This is a genomic window from Microbacterium sp. NPDC060117 (genome assembly GCF_042729315.1).
Lineage (GTDB): Bacteria > Actinomycetota > Actinomycetes > Actinomycetales > Microbacteriaceae > Microbacterium.
The window spans coordinates 440,040-455,616 of record NZ_JBHWXR010000003.1 but is presented as its reverse complement, the minus strand read 5'-3'; the positions used below and the strand labels follow the sequence as shown (position 1 = coordinate 455,616).

Annotated in this window: 12 protein-coding genes; 8 read left to right on the top strand and 4 right to left on the bottom strand. The window is 71.0% G+C overall.

From position 1 onward, the window contains the following. Positions 1 to 38: 38 nt before the first annotated feature. A complete protein-coding gene (locus tag ACFWCK_RS13825; protein WP_378806386.1) occupies positions 39 to 470 on the top strand; it encodes a DoxX family protein in 432 nt (143 codons plus the stop codon). A 112-nt stretch (positions 471 to 582) separates the two neighbouring features. On the opposite strand, the gene ACFWCK_RS13820 is transcribed toward ACFWCK_RS13825, so the two are convergent. Beyond that, positions 583 to 2,118, bottom strand: a complete 1,536-nt coding sequence (locus ACFWCK_RS13820) for a DUF4185 domain-containing protein (protein ID WP_378806385.1) — start codon at positions 2,116 to 2,118, stop codon at positions 583 to 585. 42 nt (positions 2,119 to 2,160) lie between these two features. Further along, a complete protein-coding gene (locus tag ACFWCK_RS13815) occupies positions 2,161 to 3,288 on the bottom strand; it encodes a glycoside hydrolase family 172 protein (protein ID WP_378806384.1) in 1,128 nt (375 codons plus the stop codon). Positions 3,289 to 3,432: 144 nt separating this feature from the next. Here ACFWCK_RS13815 and ACFWCK_RS13810 point away from each other — a divergent pair, with 144 nt between their 5' ends. The 4 genes from ACFWCK_RS13810 to ACFWCK_RS13795 all read left to right on the top strand — a co-directional run bounded on the left by ACFWCK_RS13810 (position 3,433) and on the right by ACFWCK_RS13795 (position 10,288). Then, the gene (locus tag ACFWCK_RS13810; protein WP_233311842.1) at positions 3,433 to 4,413 is read left to right on the top strand and encodes a LacI family DNA-binding transcriptional regulator; all 981 of its coding nucleotides are present in this window, start codon (positions 3,433 to 3,435) and stop codon (positions 4,411 to 4,413) included. 132 nt (positions 4,414 to 4,545) lie between these two features. Further along, positions 4,546 to 6,054: an FGGY-family carbohydrate kinase gene (locus ACFWCK_RS13805; protein ID WP_378806383.1), complete on the top strand. Its 1,509-nt coding sequence runs from the start codon at positions 4,546 to 4,548 to the stop codon at positions 6,052 to 6,054. Next, positions 6,051 to 8,660 carry a GH116 family glycosyl-hydrolase gene (locus ACFWCK_RS13800; RefSeq protein WP_378806382.1) on the top strand — a complete coding sequence of 870 codons (2,610 nt, stop codon included), beginning with the start codon at positions 6,051 to 6,053 and terminating at the stop codon, positions 8,658 to 8,660. The genes ACFWCK_RS13805 and ACFWCK_RS13800 overlap by 4 nt, the downstream gene beginning before the upstream one ends. Next, a complete protein-coding gene (locus ACFWCK_RS13795; protein ID WP_378806381.1) occupies positions 8,657 to 10,288 on the top strand; it encodes a fucose isomerase in 1,632 nt (543 codons plus the stop codon). Before ACFWCK_RS13800 ends, ACFWCK_RS13795 begins: the two co-directional genes overlap by 4 nt. 28 nt (positions 10,289 to 10,316) lie before the next feature. Here the strand turns inward: ACFWCK_RS13795 and ACFWCK_RS13790 are convergent, their stop codons facing one another. Beyond that, complete coding sequence (locus ACFWCK_RS13790; RefSeq protein WP_378806380.1) at positions 10,317 to 10,889, bottom strand: TetR/AcrR family transcriptional regulator; 573 nt, start codon at positions 10,887 to 10,889, stop codon at positions 10,317 to 10,319. Positions 10,890 to 10,977: 88 nt separating this feature from the next. Here ACFWCK_RS13790 and ACFWCK_RS13785 point away from each other — a divergent pair, with 88 nt between their 5' ends. Both ACFWCK_RS13785 and ACFWCK_RS13780 read left to right on the top strand, forming a co-directional pair. Beyond that, the gene (locus tag ACFWCK_RS13785) at positions 10,978 to 11,544 is read left to right on the top strand and encodes a dihydrofolate reductase family protein (RefSeq protein WP_378806379.1); all 567 of its coding nucleotides are present in this window, start codon (positions 10,978 to 10,980) and stop codon (positions 11,542 to 11,544) included. 134 nt (positions 11,545 to 11,678) lie between these two features. Continuing rightward, entirely contained in the window at positions 11,679 to 12,089 is a 411-nt protein-coding gene (locus tag ACFWCK_RS13780) for an MmcQ/YjbR family DNA-binding protein (protein WP_378806378.1), read from the top strand. A 91-nt stretch (positions 12,090 to 12,180) separates the two neighbouring features. On the opposite strand, the gene ACFWCK_RS13775 is transcribed toward ACFWCK_RS13780, so the two are convergent. Then, the gene (locus ACFWCK_RS13775; protein ID WP_233311910.1) at positions 12,181 to 12,783 is read right to left on the bottom strand and encodes a hypothetical protein; all 603 of its coding nucleotides are present in this window, start codon (positions 12,781 to 12,783) and stop codon (positions 12,181 to 12,183) included. A 155-nt stretch (positions 12,784 to 12,938) separates the two neighbouring features. On the opposite strand from ACFWCK_RS13775, the gene ACFWCK_RS13770 reads away from it, so the two are divergent. Continuing rightward, entirely contained in the window at positions 12,939 to 15,386 is a 2,448-nt protein-coding gene (locus tag ACFWCK_RS13770) for a polysaccharide lyase 8 family protein (RefSeq protein WP_378806377.1), read from the top strand. Positions 15,387 to 15,577 lie beyond the last annotated feature (191 nt).

The window sequence follows — 15,577 nt, the reverse complement described above, 5'->3', positions numbered from 1 at the left end:
CTCGCAGCTCGTGTCCTGCCACGAAGGAGATGTCCGGAATGACGAACACCACGAAGCCCGCCGCCTCTCTCGGACTCCTGGTCCTGCGCCTCGTGATCGGCGGCGTCTTCGCCGCGCACGGCGCCCAGAAGGTCTTCGAGTACACCCTGCCCGGCACCGTGCAGGCGTTCGCCGGCATGGGCGCGCCGCTGCCCGAGATCGCCGGCCCCGTGATCGCGTTCCTCGAGCTCATCGGCGGGATCCTGCTCATCGCCGGTCTGTTCACGCGCCCCGTCGGCGTGCTGCTGGCCGCCGACATGGTCGGGGCCATCGTGCTCGTGCACCTCGGCAACGGCATCTGGGTCGGCGACGGAGGGTGGGAGTTCGCCGCCGTGCTCGGCGCGGGGGCGCTGGCCCTCGCCTTCACGGGCGCCGGACGCTACGGCCTGGACCGTGCCGTGCTGCGCGGCCCGGTGCGCGCGCTGGCCTGAGTGCGCGGACGTCTCCCGCGACGGGTGCAGGATCGCGCGACGGATGCCGGACGGATCCCGCGATCCGATCCTGCATCCGTCGCGACGTCCTGCGTGTGAACCGCGACCGCGGCTAGGGCACCCGCACGAGCGCGACGTCGTCCATCTGCATCCAGATGTCGCCGCTGTTCGTCCAGACGCCGCCGTAGAGCTGCACGGCGTTGCGGTCGCCGGAGTCGAACGTCACGGTGAAGCGCGTCCACGCGCCCACCGACGCGAAGTGCGCCTCGGAGATCACCGTGCCGTCGGGCGACCGGGCGCCGAAGTACCCGGCGTCGCTGTTCACCGAGGTGCGGAGGAACGCGGTCAGGCGGTAGGACGTGTGCGGTTGCACCGCCACGTCCTGCCAGACGTCCCGCCACCCGTCGTTGTAGCGCACGAAGACGCGGTGGTCGCCGGTGAAGCCCGCGGCCGGAGCGTTGTCGACGCCCGAGTTGGGCTTCGCGCCCCAGGTGCCACCGGTGCCGTCGCCCAGCGTCGTCGCGCGCTCGAAGCTCGGATCCGCGACGAGGTTCGGATCGATGATCGTGCCGTTGCGGTCGATGCGCAGGTGCATCAGATACACGTTGTACGGATTCCACTGCGACATCGTGAAGTAGATCTCGCCGTTCTTGTTCCACGGGTGGAAGTAGCCGCCGTACAGCGCGGGGTAGTCGGTCGAGCTCGCGACCGTCTGCGCCGGGGACCACGGGCCCTCGGGACTGGTCGCGGTGCGCAGGATGATGTCCTCGCCCGAGAGCGTCATCATCAGGAACCGCTTGCTGTACTCGTCCCACTGCACCGACATCTCGCTCATCGGCGCGTCCATGACCGGCTTCGCGGCCGATTCGTCCTTGCTCCATGACGCGCCGTCCCAGTACCGGTAGGACGCCTTGTCGAGCAGCTTCTGGGCGGGCACCTTCGCCACCGATGCCGGACCGTTGCGCCCGTTCTGGGTGCCGAAGACGTAGATCGTGCCGCCCTTCTGCACGTAGGCCTGCATCTGGAACGGATCGTGGCCGTCGGGGTTGTCCCAGCGGGTGTCGGACACGGTCCAGGTCTCTCCGTCGTCGTCGGAGTACGCGATGCCCGCATGGTTCGTGTCCCACATCCCGGGCGGACCCCACTGGCGCACCGACATGAAGCCGAGGTACTGGCGCCCGCCGACCGAGATGCCGCTCGTCGGGATGACGGTGATCTCGTCGCCGTTGACCTTCTTCGACGGGATGATCTGTTTCGCGATCCCCTGCGGATCCTGCGCGGCGTGGTCGAAGAGCATGCCGTCGGCGAGGTCGGTGTCGCTCGAGCGCAGCAGCACGTTGCTGCGCCAGTTGCCGTTCGGCGGAGCGCCGCCGCCGGGGCCGGTCCAGGAGTTGCCGAAGGTGTCGCCGAAAGCGGTGAGCACGTGGCCGGATCCGTCATCCCACGGGATGCCGAGGTCGGTGGCCTTCACGTCCCAGCGGCCCCAGGTGTTGTTGGGAGCATCCGGACCGGTGAGCTTCTCGACGACGGTGGCCGGGGTCGTCGCGGTGGTGGCCACGGCCGGCGGGGGTGCGGCCGCCGCCGCGAAGGCGGCGACGGCGAGGGAGGTGATCGCGGCGCCCGCCGCGATCCTGGTCAGGGGCTTCATCGCCCTCTCCTTTCTTCGCGTCGCCGCCCGCCGGCGACGGCGTCAGCTGCGCGGTGCGCGCGGGGGAGTGGATCCCAGGTCCGGCACGGGGGCCGTTCCTAGGTGCACCTCCATATCGGAGGCAGCGGGCGCCTTCGGACGGCGGGCCGTCGGCCGGTCGAGGTAGAACATCGCCGTGGAGGCGATGTCGTCGCGCAGCGGCAGGTAGCGCCAGCCGCTGCGCCATCCCAGTGCCTGGATGTCGACCTTCGGCAGCCCGGTGGAGAAGTGGATCGGATCCGCGAGGTGCCAGCGGTACATGCCGAAGCGCTGCTGCGAGACGTAGAGCCCGTCGGGGCGGATCACCTGGGGCATGCCCAGGTAGGGCGTCGAGAACGCCGTGTACCCCTGGCCGGGGATGTCGAAGTTCCACGCACCGCCGAAGTAGTCCTCGGTCCCGGTGCCGCAGATCGTCGGGTGGTCGGTGTCGTCATCGAGATAGAACTTGATCTCGCCCTCGCCCCACCAGCCGTTGGAGTTCACTCCCCATGCGATGTACGTCCCGACGTACTGGCCCCGGCCCTCGATCCCTTCCAGGATGGTGTGCGGCACGAGCTCCTCGAGCGGGTTCGACCGGCGCCACTGCGCGTGGAAGTACCCGTCGGCGGAGTAGTCGCCTCCGATCTCGTAGGTCACCTGGTAGTAGACGCGCACGTCGACCTCGGAGGTGTTCTCGATCGTGAGGCGGGCGCCGTCGCGGAACGGCATCGGCCAATAGGAGTTGAAGCCGCCGTGCGGGTTCGCGGCGATCACCTGCGAGTTCACCTGCGCGAAGACGCCCCAGCCGTTGCAGAAGAAGTCGCCGTAGGGCACCTCGACGGCGGGCTCGGACGCGCCGTCCCAGTACGCGCGCAGGATCAGGGTGCGCCAGTTGTCGGTGTGCGTGGTGATCCAGATGTGCGTGATCCGGCCGGGGCCGTCGATCGCGGCGAGATCGAACGTGTCACCGGCCTTGATGTCGACGCTCGGCGAGATCTTCCAGCCGGGGCCGAGGTCGCGCGCGCAGTCCGCACCGGTGCCCTCGGTCGCGCGGGCGCCGCCGCCGACGGCGCCGTCGAAGTTCTCCGGGGAGATGGACCGGGTCTGCACGGTCCGCAGGGCGGACAGGGAGGACAGGTCGGGAAGGGTCATGACGGGGCACATCCTCGTGTGGAGTGGGTGGATCCGCGCGCAGAGCGTGGCAGCGCGTGCGGCCACCCTACCGATTCCTCGGAACTGTTGCAATCGATTTCATCGCGGTAGTGTGTCCTGACGGACAACAGAAGGCAGGGCGGGATGGCGACCATCTATGACGTGGCGCGTCTCGCGGGCGTGTCCCCGGCGACGGTATCGCGCGTCTTCAACGGCGTCGGCGTCTCCGACGAGAAGGTCGCGGCCGTGCGCCAGGCCGCCGCGCAGCTGAAGTTCTTCCCGAACCGGACCGCGCGCACCCTCCGCCGGCAGAGTTCCGAGGTGATCGCGCTCGTGATCCCCGACATCGAGAACCCCTACTTCACCGAGATGGCGCGCGGGGTCGAGGATGTCGCCTCCGAGGCCGGCTTCTCCGTGGTGCTGTGCAACTCCGACGCGCAGGTCGAGAAGGAGCAGACGTATCTGCGGATCGCGATCGCCGAGCACATGTCGGGGGTGATCCTCGCCGCGGCCTCCGACCGCACCAGCCTCGACGAGATCATGGCGGCGGGGCGTCCGGTCGTCGCGGTCGACCGCGGCACGGGCTACGACATCGACGGCGTGGTGATGGCGAATCGCGACGCCGGCCGCAGCGCGACCGAACAGCTGATCGCGGCCGGATACACGCGTATCGCCCACATCGCCGGTCCCGAGCACATCGAGACGGCCGTCGAGCGCGCGGACGGATGGCGGATGGCTCTCGCCGCTCACGACCTTCCCGTCGCCCCAGAGCTGCTGCGATTCTCCTCCTTCCGGGTGGACGGCGGCCGCGAGACCATGGAGCAGCTGCTGGCGCTCCCCGAACCGCCGGACGCCGTGGTCGCGGGAAACAACCTCATCGGCGTCGGCGCCATCCAGGTGCTCACCGAGCACGGTCTCACCCCGCCCGCGATGGGCGTCGCGGTCGTCGGCTCGCTGCCGTTCACGACGCTGTCGCCGAGCGTGGTCACCGTGGTGCGCCTGCCGGCGCGGCATATGGGCGTGACCGCGGCCCGCATGCTGCTCGATCGGATCGGCGGCGACGATCAGCCGGCGCGCACGATCGTGCTCCGCAACGAGATCCAGGCTGCGACCGTCTCGCGCTGAACTCGGTTTCACGAAACCGGTGCATGCTCGTACCGGTCCCGCGCCACGCGCCGTGCGATTTCAACCGATTGCGCTTGAAATCGATTTCGCGTAGTGTGATCGCCGTCCGGTCAGGGCGAGCGATCGAGGAGGATGCGCGTGCGGTGCACCATCGGTGTCGACATCGGCACCTCCAGCAGCAAGGGCGTCCTCGTCGATGCCGGCGGCGCGATCATCGCGCAGGCGACGCGGACGCATGAGGTGAGCCGCCCGCGCATCGGATGGGTCGAGATGGACGGCGGGATCTGGTGGGACGAGTTCGTCTCGCTGACTCGCGAGCTGCTGACCGGCGTGCCCGACGCCGAGATCACCGCGGTCGGCGTGAGCGGCATGGGACCGTGCATCCTGCTGGCCGACGAGGCGGGCGAGCCCGTCCGCCCTGCCATCCTCTACGGCGTCGACACCCGCGCCGGGGAGCAGATCGACGGGATGACAGCGGATCTCGGAGTCGCGGAGATCACGCGCGTGGGCGGATCCGAACTCACCTCGCAGGCGGGCGGCCCCAAGATCCTCTGGATCCACGACGAGGATCCACTGTCTTGGCGGCGCGCGCGGCGGCTCTTCATGCCGGCCTCGTGGCTCGCGCACCGGCTCACAGGCGCCTACGTGCTCGACCACCAGTCCGCGAGTCAGGTCTCGCCGCTGTACGACATCGAGCGCGAGCGCTGGCGCGACGAGTGGTGGCAACGGTATGCGGCGCCCCTCGAGCAGCCCGCCCTGCTCTGGGCGGGCGATGTCGCCGGCGTCGTGTCGGCCGAGGCGGCGGCGGCCACCGGGATCGCCGAGGGCACGCCCGTCATCGCGGGCACGATCGACGCCTGGACCGAGGCGGTCAGCGTCGGCGCGCACGGCGCCGGCGACCTCATGCTCATGTACGGGACGACCATGTTCCTCATCGCGACCGGGGACGAGACCCTCCGCACCCCCTCGATGTGGACCACAGCGGGCGCCTTCGCGGGCACCCGCAACCTCGCCGGAGGCCTGTCGACGTCCGGCGCGCTCACCGCCTGGCTGACCGATCTCACGGGATCCGACTATCCCGAGCTGCTCGCCGAGGCCGAGACCTCGGGCGCCGGCGCGCGCGGGCTCGTGATGCTGCCCTACTTCGCCGGGGAGCGCACGCCGATCCAGGATCCGGACGCCCGCGGCGTGATCGCCGGCCTCACCCTCGCGCACGGCCGCGGCGACCTGTACCGGGCCGCGCTGGAGGCCACCGCACTCGGGGTGCGGCACAACGTGCAGACCATGCGCGACGCGGGGGCGGACATCCGCCGGATCGTGGCGGTGGGCGGCGGCACGCAGGGCCGGCTCTGGCTGCAGATCGTGTCCGACGTCACCGGGCTCGTGCAGGAGGTGCCCGAGGTGACGATCGGTGCGAGCTACGGCGCGGCCTTCCTCGCGGCGGGCGCGGTCTCCGATCCGGCCCCCGCGATCGCGGATTGGAACCCGGTCGTCGCCACGATCACCCCCGACCCCGCACTTGCCCCGGTCTACGACGCGCTGTTCGACCGCTACCTGCGTCTCTACGCGGGCACCGCCGACGTCGTGCACGAGCTCGCGGCGCAGCAGAGGGCCGACGACGAGAAGGAGGTGTCCGCATGACGCGCCGCGCCCGCCCCATCCCGCACACCGCGGAGCGCGCGGCGTTCCTGCTGGGCGGTATCGGCACCGGCAACGTGTCCCTCGGCGCCCGTGGCGAGCTGCGCGACTGGGAGCTCGAGAACCATCCCGACAAGGACCGCCGCAATCCCCGCACGTTCTTCGCGATCCACGCGGCGCCGGAGGGGGCGGATCCGGTCACCCGCGTGCTCGAGGCGCGCGTGACCGGCCGGCGCGACCTCGACGCCGGATTCTCCTTCGACGACCTCGCGGGTCTGCCGCGGCTCGACGCCGCCACGATGCGCGGCGAGTACCCCGTGGTCGACATCGACTTCGCCGACCGCGTGCTGCCCGTGGAGGTGTCGCTGCACGCGTTCACCCCGCTCGTGCCGCTCGACGCCGACGCCTCCGGGATCCCCGCGGCGGTGCTGCGATACCGGGTCGCCAACCCCGGCGATGCGCCGGTCGCGGTCACGATCGTCGGCAGCGTCTCGCACACGGCCGGCCGTGGGGAGCCCAGACCGGACGCGCCCTGGGGCATGCGCGGCACGCAGACCGTGCGCTGGCGCGACGACGGCGCCGTGCGCGGCCTCGACTTCGACATCGACCTGCCCGAGGACGACCCCGGCTACGGCACTCTCGCCCTCACCACGACCGACGCGTCCACCACCGTCAAGCCGCAGTGGGTCACGAGCTACTGGCCCGACGGCGCCCGCATGTTCTGGAGCGATCTCACGGCCGACGGACTGCTCGACCCCGAGCCGCGGCTCACACTCGAGGACCGCCCGCGCGGCCTGTTCGCGGAGAGGGATGCGGACCCGGACGCCCCGCCGCTCACCGAGCAGGAGATGCTCGCCAAGCTTCCCCGGCTGCGCACCGGGTCCCTGGGCATCGTGCACACGCTCGCGCCCGGCGAGGCGCGCGACTTCGAGTTCGTGCTGAGCTGGTCGTTCCCGAACCGCCGCCGCGGCTGGCACGGGCACATCATCATGGACGACGAGCCGGTGGATCCGTCGCTCCCGCCGATCGTGCGCAACCACTACGCGACGCTCTGGCCCGACGCCTGGGCCGCCGCGACCCATCTGCACGGCGAGCTGCCCGCACTCGAGGCCGCCACCGACGCCTTCGTCGAGGCCCTGTACGGCGGCACCCTGGATCCCGTGCTCGCCGAAGCCGCCGGGGCGAACATCGCCGCGGTGCGCTCCACCACCTGCTTCGTCCTGGAGTCGCCGAACCCGGTCCTGGGGGAGGGGCCGGTGTTCGCCGCGTGGGAGGGATCCTTCGACCACGGCGGCTCCTGCGAGGGCACCTGCACCCACGTCTGGTCCTACGCGCAGAGCGTCGCCTGGCTGTTCCCCGCGCTCGAGCGCAGTGCCCGCCGCCCGGAGTTCCTGCTCGAGACCGACGCGCAGGGGGCGCAGAGGTTCCGCGGCAATCGGGTCTTCGGATCCTCCTCGTGGTTCATCGGTCCGGCGGTCGACGGCCAGCTCGGAACCCTCCTGCGGCTGCATCGCGAATGGCGGTTCTCCGGCGGCGACGCGTTCCTGCGCGAGCTCTGGCCGGCGGCGGTGCGCACCCTGGAACATGCCATCCGGGAATGGGATCGCGACGGCGACGGCCTGCTGGACGGCGAGCTGCACAACACCTACGACATCGAGTTCCACGGGATCGATCCGCTCGCCAACGGCATCCACCTCGCCGCGCTCCGCGCCGGATCCCGGATGGCGGCCCACCTCGGCGAGGCGGAGCGCGCCCGCGACTGGTCGACCCGCGCCGATCATGTGGCCGCGGCGATGGATGACGTGCTGTTCAACGGCGAGTACTACCGGCAGGTGATCGACGACGTCGACGCGCACCGCTACCAGTACGGCGACGGCGTGCTCTCGGATCAGCTGCTGGGGCAGTTCCACGCCTGGGTGAACGGGCTCGGCGCGCTCCTGCCGCCGGAGCATCTCGACTCGGCGCTCGCCGCGGTCGTGGCGCACAACCACAGAGCCGACCTATCCGCGCACGAGAGCACCCAGCGCGTGTACGCCCTGAACGACGAGGGCGGGCTGCTGCTCGCGTCGTGGCCGCGCGGCGGGCGCCCGGCGATCCCGTTCGTCTACTCGGACGAGGTGTGGACCGGGATCGAGCACCAGGTGGCAGCGTCGCTGCTCTACGCGGGGCGGGTCGAGGACGCCCTGCTCGTCGAACGCACGGTGCGCGCTCGCTACGACGGGGTGCACCGCAATCCGTGGAACGAGATCGAGTGCGGCAACCACTACGCCCGCTCCCTCGCATCCTGGGCGCTGCTGCTCGCCGCGAGCGGCGCGCAATGGGATGCGCCCGCGCGCACCCTGTCCTTCGCTCCGGCCTCCGGCGCCTTCGCCGAGGGTGGGCCGGCGCGGTTCCTGTTCACCACCGGAACCGGGTGGGGTCGCGCCGAGGCAGACCGGGGCGCCCTGACCCTGCACGTCGACGGCGGCGTGCTCGATCTCGCCGAGCTGCGTCTGCACGACGCGGCCCTCGCGCGCGACCTGCACCTCGACGCCGGCGAGACCCGCACCATCCCGCGGCCCACCGGCACCACCGATGAGACCACCACCCAGCAACGGAGAACCCCATGAGCTACGTCATCCCCGCGCCGACCGAGCGCCCCGCCTCCGCGCCGAAGACTGCCTACTTGATCACCTCCGGCGACCTCCGTGAATCGGCGAATATCGCGGGCTGGCCGGTGCAGGCGGCGACGGAGGCGGCGGTCACCGCGGCCTTCGCGGACTTGGGGTGGACGGTCATCCGCCCCTTCGGCGTGGATCCGGCCACGGGCCACGGCTATATCTCCAGCCAGCGGATGGGCATGGAGGTGTTCAAAGCGATCCCCGACGACGCCCCGCTGATCGTCGCGACGGCGAATTGGCAGTACTCGCACCACGTGCTGGCGGGGCTGCGCACGCACCGCGGGCCGATCCTCACCACGGCGAACTTCGCGCCGGACTGGCCGGGACTCGTGGGGCTGCTCGGGCTCAACGCCGGGCTCACGAAGATGGGCAAGCCCTACTCCACCGTCTGGTCGGTCGACTTCACCGACGACTGGTTCCGCGAGGCGCTGAAGGAGTGGACCGAGACCGGCCGCATCACGCACGACGCCTCGCATGTGCGCGCCCTTCCGGAACTCCCCGACAGCCCGGAGAAGCAGCTCGGCGAGGCGCTCGCCGCGCAGCTGCGCGCCGACAAGGCCATCATCGGCGTCTTCGACGAGGGCTGCATGGGCATGTACAACGCGATCTTCGACGACGAACTGCTCAATCAGACCGGCATCTACAAGGAGCGCCTGTCGCAGTCCGCGCTGTACGCGGAGATGCTGAACGTGACCGATGCCGAGGCCGACGCCGCGTACGACTGGCTCATCGCGCACGGCATGACGTTCGTCTACGGCGCGGACGCCGCCACGGAGCTCACCCGCGAGCAGGTGCAGTGGCAGCTGAAGATGTACATCGCCGCTCTCCGCATCGCCGACGACTTCGGCCTGGACGCGGTCGGGATCCAGTACCAGCAGGGCCTCAAGGATCTGGTGCCCGCATCGGATCTCGCCGAGGGGATCCTGAACTCCACCGAGCGCCCGCCGGTCACCTCGCGCGACGGATCCCGGATCCTGCACGAGGGGCGCGCCTTCCCGCACTTCAACGAGGCCGACGAGGGGGTCGCGGTCGATGCCCTCGTGACCGACCGGGTGTGGCGGGCGATGGGTCTCGTGCCCGACAACACGCTGCACGACGTGCGCTGGGGCCAGGACTACGACGGCGAGTTCGTCTGGGTCTACGAGATCTCCGGATCCGTCCCGGCCTCGCACCTCGGCGGTTGGGACAAGGCCGAGGGCTGGCGGCAGGGGCATGTGTTCTTCCCCGCCGGCGGCGCCACGATCAACGGCGTCTCGAAGCCCGGCGAGGTCGTGCTCTCACGGATCTTCATCGCCGACGGGGTGCTGCAGGCCGACGTGTTCCGCGGCACGGTCGTGGCGCTCCCGGACGAGGAGACGCAGCGCCGCAAGGATGCCACGAACCCGGAGTGGCCGATCGCGCACGTCGTGCTGCACGGGCAGAGCCGGGATCAGTTCATGGCCCGGCACAAGGCCAACCACGCCCAGCTCGTCTACGCGCCCGATGCGGAGACCGCGGACAAGGCCCTCATCGCGAAGGCCGCGATGCTGGACGGCATGGGGATCAGGGTCAACCTCGTGGGGGACGTGAACCTCTGACACCCACCCGCCGGTGACCCGCGGTCGCTCACCCCCCGGGGAGCAGCCCTGCGACCAGTGCGTCCACGACGTCGTCGGTCGGAGTGGCGGGGTCGATCGACGACGTGAGCCGGTCGAAGACGAGGCCCTCGATCGCGTAGTGGAACAGCGCGATCTCCGCGCGTCCGCCCGGGAGCCCCGCGGCCGCGTTGAAGGCGACATCGCCCTCGAAGCCCGCGCGCTGCCATTCCTCCAGCGCGGCGGCGAGCTCCGGTCGCCGCGCAGCCTCGAGCCGCAGCTCGAACAGTGCGAGCGTGACCTCGCGCTCGCCGAGGAGCCGGCGCACGATGTCGCGCATGTAGTCGGCGAACAGGGCGGGGCTCGGCGTCTGGGCGGCACGGTGCGCCAGATCCTCCGGCGTGGGGGCGAGGCGCTCCCCGATGCGCTGGAACAGGCCGGCGATCAGCGCCTCCCTGCTGCGGAAGTAGTTCGAGGCCGTGCCCGTCGGCACGCCGGCGGCGTCATCGACCGCGCGATGGGTGAGTCCGCGCGACCCCTCTCGTGCGAGCACGGCGATGCCGGCGTCGGCGAGGGCGTTCCTGCGGGCTTCGTTCTTCGCCATGCCCTCAGAGTAGCGCAACCACAACATCTGTTGTAGTCTCCCAATCACTGCACCTGTCGTGGATGGGTGCTCGACGATCGGAGGACCTATGCGAGAACTCACCTACTACGTGGCGGTCAGCCTGGATGGCTTCATCGCCGGGCCCGAGGGGCAGTTCGACGCCTTCCTGTTCGAGGGCGACCACATGGCGGCGATCAACGCCCGCTTCGCCGATGCCATCCCCACGTCGTTCGCGGACGCACTGGGCATCGCGCAGAACCGCACCGCGTTCGACACCGTCCTGATGGGCTGGAACACCTACGCGGTCGGTCTGCCGGCGATGCCCAGCCCGTACGCCCACCTGCGTCAGATGGTCTTCACGCGGCGAGATCCGGATCCGGTCGAGGGAGTCGAGTTCACCGACCGCGACCCGGTCGACGTCGTGCGCGAACTCAAGGCGCAAGACGGCGCCGGCATCTGGCTGTGTGGGGGCGGGGCGCTCGCCGCGTCGCTCGTGGGCGAGATCGACCGCCTCGTCCTGAAGGTCAACCCCGTGCTCTTCGGCGACGGGATCCCGATGTTCGGGCGCAGCGGCTACGCCCCCACGGCGTTCACACGGACCGCCGCCACCGCGTTCGACTCGGGTGTGACGCTGCTGGAGTGCCGGCGCTCCTGAGCCCGCGGGCAGTACGCCTGCAGGGTCCCGCGACGGATGCACGAAGGGATCGCCGGATCCGTCCTGCATCCGTCGCGGCGTCCTGCAACCGCCCGCCCTTGATCCGCGTCCCGGACGGGACGAGGATCGGATCCATGGCGACGATCGACGATGTCCGCGCGCTGGCCCTCGCCCTGCCGGGCGTCGAGGAGCGGGTCGGCGGTCACACCGGGGAACCCGCCTGGCGCTGCAACGGAGGCCAGGTCGCGTGGATGCGAGGGCCGCGGAAGACGGATCTGGCCCAGCTCGCCGAACTCGGCCGCACCTGGCCGGACGGCCCGGTGCTCGCGGTGCGCACGGAGACGGCGGCCCTCGCCGAGGAGCTGATCGCGGCGGATCCGGACGTGTTCTTCACCATCCCGCACTTCACGGGCTACCCCGCCGTGCTGCTGCGGCTCGACGCGATCGCGCCCGAACACCTCGGCGAGGTCATCGCCGACGCCTGGCTTCTGCGGGCGCCCAAGGCGCTCGCCCGGCAGTGGCTGGACGAGCGCGGGCTCGACTGAGCACGCTCCGGCGCGGCGGTCCTGCCGATGGGCCCGCCACGCGGGCGGCAGTCGCAGCACCCGGGCCGGCGGGTTCAGGCGAGCGGCGCGCTCACGCGGGCGGCAGCCGCAGCACCGGGCCGGCTTCGCCCACGGCGAGGTCGTCCGCGGTGCGCAGTGTGCGCGCGATCTCGTCGACGGCGGAGATCACGGTGCCGAATCGCTCCCGATCGGCGCACACGGCCTGCAGCGTGATGAGGTGCGTGCCGGTGTCCCAGGTGTACGTCGCGAACGGCGGCGCCGACTGACCCGTGGGGCCGGGCTGTGGAAGCGGCACCACGAGCTTCTCCCCGGCGCCCAGGTAGGGGTTGCGGAACTCCTCGGTGTCGTCGTACTCCATCGGCATCATCGCGCGGGCGGTGCGCACCTGCGGGGTGAGCTCCTGCGCGCTCGCCATCGCCACGATGAGCTCGGGCTCCGCCTTCCAGGTCCACACCAGCACCCGGCCGTCGGCCTTGCGCATGAGGAAGGGGGCGGCCTGGCTGAGCGCCCAGGCGCCGAAGCCGGACCCGGGGCGCGCCTCCGCGCCGACGGCCGCACCGGCCTGGCCGAGCAGCATCCGGATCGCCGCCTTGCGATGTCGACGGCCGCGCAGGCCGAGGGATCCGGTCACGGGGATCCAGCGTGCGGGGTCGGCGTCGGCGAGCAGGCGCATGCTCCGAGCGTAGGGGGCGAAGGTGGGGGCCAGCCGTGCGTCCGCCACGTCGTGAAATATGTACATCGCCTCTACTATTCGGATGGGAAAGCGCATACCATGGTGCGCGAATCCTTCCCCGAACGACCCGGAGGCCGATGATGTCCCCCCTTGAGATGAACCGCCGCACCCTGCTCGGACTGCTCGGCGCCGGCGCTCTCGTCGCCGTCGCCGGCGAATCCGCGAGCGCCCGGCCGCTGTCCGGCCGCGTCCCCGCCGCCGCCGACGACCCGCTCGCCGTGCTCATCGAGCGCCGTCGCGTCATGCTGGCCGGCGACGGCAGCGCGGCATCCATCCCCGAGCTCGCCGACGTGCTGAACGGCATGAGCGCCGCGGCGACCGCGTCGTGGAACGCGATGGTGCGACCAGCGGCATCCCCCGGCATCTGGCCCGACCTGCCGCTCTCGGGCGTGACGGGCACGGTCCTGTCCGGCAACATGGGCGTGACGTTCAACCGCATCTTCGACCTCGCGCTCGCCCACGCGACCGCGGGGTGCGCGCAGTACGGCGATGCCGCGCTCGCCGCCGACCTCGTGGATGCCTTGACGTGGCTCAGTGCGAACGTCTACAAGGCGGGCAAGTCCGCGGTCGGCAACTGGTGGTTCTGGGAGATCGGCGTGCCGCGCAAGGCGGCCGACATCTGCATCCTGCTGCACGACGAGATCCCGGCCGATGTGCGCACCGCGCTCCTGGCGGCCGCGCGCTACTTCACCCCGGATCCGAACTGGCGCGGACGCGGTACGAGCCTCGCCGAGACGGGCGCGAACCGCACCGACAAGGCGCTGTCCTGCGCGCTGCGCGGGATCCTCGACGGGCGGCCGGACGAGATCGCGCTCGCCCGCGACGCCCTCAGCGACACGGTGCGAGCGGGGAAGAACGGCGTGTTCGGCTACGTCACGAGCGGCGACGGCTTCTACGCCGACGGATCCTTCGTCCAGCACACCTACCTGCCCTACGTCGGGACCTACGGCGTGGTCACGCTCGGCGGCATCGCCGAGATCCTGGGCCTCCTCGGCGGCAGCGACTGGGAGGTCACGGATCCGAAGAAGTCGGTGGTCCTCGACGCGGTCGAGGCCTCCTACGCCCCCTTCATCTGGAACGGCCGGATGATGGAGACCGTCCGCGGCCGGGCGGTGTCGCGACAGGCCGAGCCCGACTATGTCGACGGCGCCGCGGCGATCACCGCGATCCTGCTGCTCGCCCCGGGCGCGGGGGAGCCGTACCGCAGTCGCTACCTCTCGCTGGTGAAGGGCTGGCTGCAGCGCTGCACCGACGAGAAGCTGTACGGCCTGCCCACGCAGACCGTGGCGAAATCGCTGCTGGTGACCTCGATCCTCGGCGACGACAGCGTGACGCCGGCCGACGCACCGGTCTACACCAGGGCGTTCGGAGACCAGGACCGCCTCGTGCACCACCGCCCCGGCTTCAGCGCCGTGGTCAATCTCTCCTCGAAGCGGATCGGCCGCTACGAGTGGGGCAACCGCGAGAACAACCTCGGCTGGTATCAGGGCGACGGCATGACCTTCTTCTACAGCTCTGCGGATCCGGCGCAGTACAGCGCCGACTTCTGGCCCACGGTCGATCCGTACCGGCTTCCCGGCACGACGGTCACGGCGGCGACGCGGGCCAACGGAGCCACGGACGGCACCGGCATCCCGCGGGCGTTCCAGGCGTTCGGCGGCGGTCTCGCGCTCGATGAGCGCTGGGGCGTCCAGGGTATGGACCACCTCAACTTCGACAAGTCGCTCAGCGCCCGCAAGTCCTGGTTCTTTCTCGACGACAAGGTGGTGTGCCTGGGCGCGGCGATCGCCTCGGCCTCCGGGAACGACGTGTTCACCACGATCGACAACCGCTCGTTCGCGCCCGGCACCGTGCCGAACGTGCGCACCGACAACCGCAACCGGGTGCTCACCGCGGCCGACGGCGCCATCACGGTGAAGCGCAACGTGCACATCATGGGGCACGGCGGATACGTCTTCCTCAAGGGCGAGAACGTCTCGGGCACGATCGACGTGCAGGTCGTGCCCCGCTCCGGCGACTGGCAGACGATCAACTCCGGATCCGACACCGGTGGCACGACCGACGTGAAGAGCCGGGACTACGTCACCGTCACCCACCACCACGGCACGAACCCGTCCGGCGGGGGCTACGCCTACATGGTGCTGCCGAACGTCGCGCACTCCGTCACGTTCACCGAGTCGGATTCGCCGACGGTCGAGGTTCTGGCGAACAACGCGCAGGCCCAGGTGATCCGCGTGGCGGGTCAGGGGCTCGTCCTCGCGAACTTCTTCCAGGCCACGCCGTCCGGCGCGACACCCGCGTACGGGGTGACGGTGAGCGGGCCCTGCTCGGTCGCGGTGCGCGCCGATGCGGGCCGCACCACCGTGGCGCTCTCCGACCCGAGCCGCACCCAGACCACGGCGCGGATCGTGCTCGCCGGCGTCGCGCAGTCGACCGTGGTCGAGGGCGACGATGGCGTGCGGGTCGTCGGCACGTCGCCGCTCACCCTGGAGTTCGACCTCGACGGACACGGCCACGCCAAGAGGATCGTGCTCGGGGCCTGAGTCGCGCGGAGGGCCGGTCCTGCGATCAGCGGGCCGGCCTTCCGCCGTGCGATGCCGTGCCGGATCCGCCTCCGCCGGATCCCCAGGCCCCTCGGGTAGAGTGGCCAGCGCCCGATCCAGGCCATCTCCGCGGGGTTCGAGCGGCCGATGAGGTGCTCGCCGGCACCGCGGCCCAGCAAAAGGCAGCAATC

What these genes read in the sequence shown, in the direction of transcription:
- ACFWCK_RS13825 (WP_378806386.1), top strand. Translation starts at nt 39, where the DNA reads ATGACGAACACCACGAAGCCCGCCGCCTCTCTCGGACTCCTGGTCCTG.
- ACFWCK_RS13820 (WP_378806385.1), bottom strand. Translation starts at nt 2,118, where the DNA reads ATGAAGCCCCTGACCAGGATCGCGGCGGGCGCCGCGATCACCTCCCTC.
- ACFWCK_RS13815 (WP_378806384.1), bottom strand. Translation starts at nt 3,288, where the DNA reads ATGACCCTTCCCGACCTGTCCTCCCTGTCCGCCCTGCGGACCGTGCAG.
- ACFWCK_RS13810 (WP_233311842.1), top strand. Translation starts at nt 3,433, where the DNA reads ATGGCGACCATCTATGACGTGGCGCGTCTCGCGGGCGTGTCCCCGGCG.
- ACFWCK_RS13805 (WP_378806383.1), top strand. Translation starts at nt 4,546, where the DNA reads ATGCGCGTGCGGTGCACCATCGGTGTCGACATCGGCACCTCCAGCAGC.
- ACFWCK_RS13800 (WP_378806382.1), top strand. Translation starts at nt 6,051, where the DNA reads ATGACGCGCCGCGCCCGCCCCATCCCGCACACCGCGGAGCGCGCGGCG.
- ACFWCK_RS13795 (WP_378806381.1), top strand. Translation starts at nt 8,657, where the DNA reads ATGAGCTACGTCATCCCCGCGCCGACCGAGCGCCCCGCCTCCGCGCCG.
- ACFWCK_RS13790 (WP_378806380.1), bottom strand. Translation starts at nt 10,889, where the DNA reads ATGGCGAAGAACGAAGCCCGCAGGAACGCCCTCGCCGACGCCGGCATC.
- ACFWCK_RS13785 (WP_378806379.1), top strand. Translation starts at nt 10,978, where the DNA reads ATGCGAGAACTCACCTACTACGTGGCGGTCAGCCTGGATGGCTTCATC.
- ACFWCK_RS13780 (WP_378806378.1), top strand. Translation starts at nt 11,679, where the DNA reads ATGGCGACGATCGACGATGTCCGCGCGCTGGCCCTCGCCCTGCCGGGC.
- ACFWCK_RS13775 (WP_233311910.1), bottom strand. Translation starts at nt 12,783, where the DNA reads ATGCGCCTGCTCGCCGACGCCGACCCCGCACGCTGGATCCCCGTGACC.
- ACFWCK_RS13770 (WP_378806377.1), top strand. Translation starts at nt 12,939, where the DNA reads ATGAACCGCCGCACCCTGCTCGGACTGCTCGGCGCCGGCGCTCTCGTC.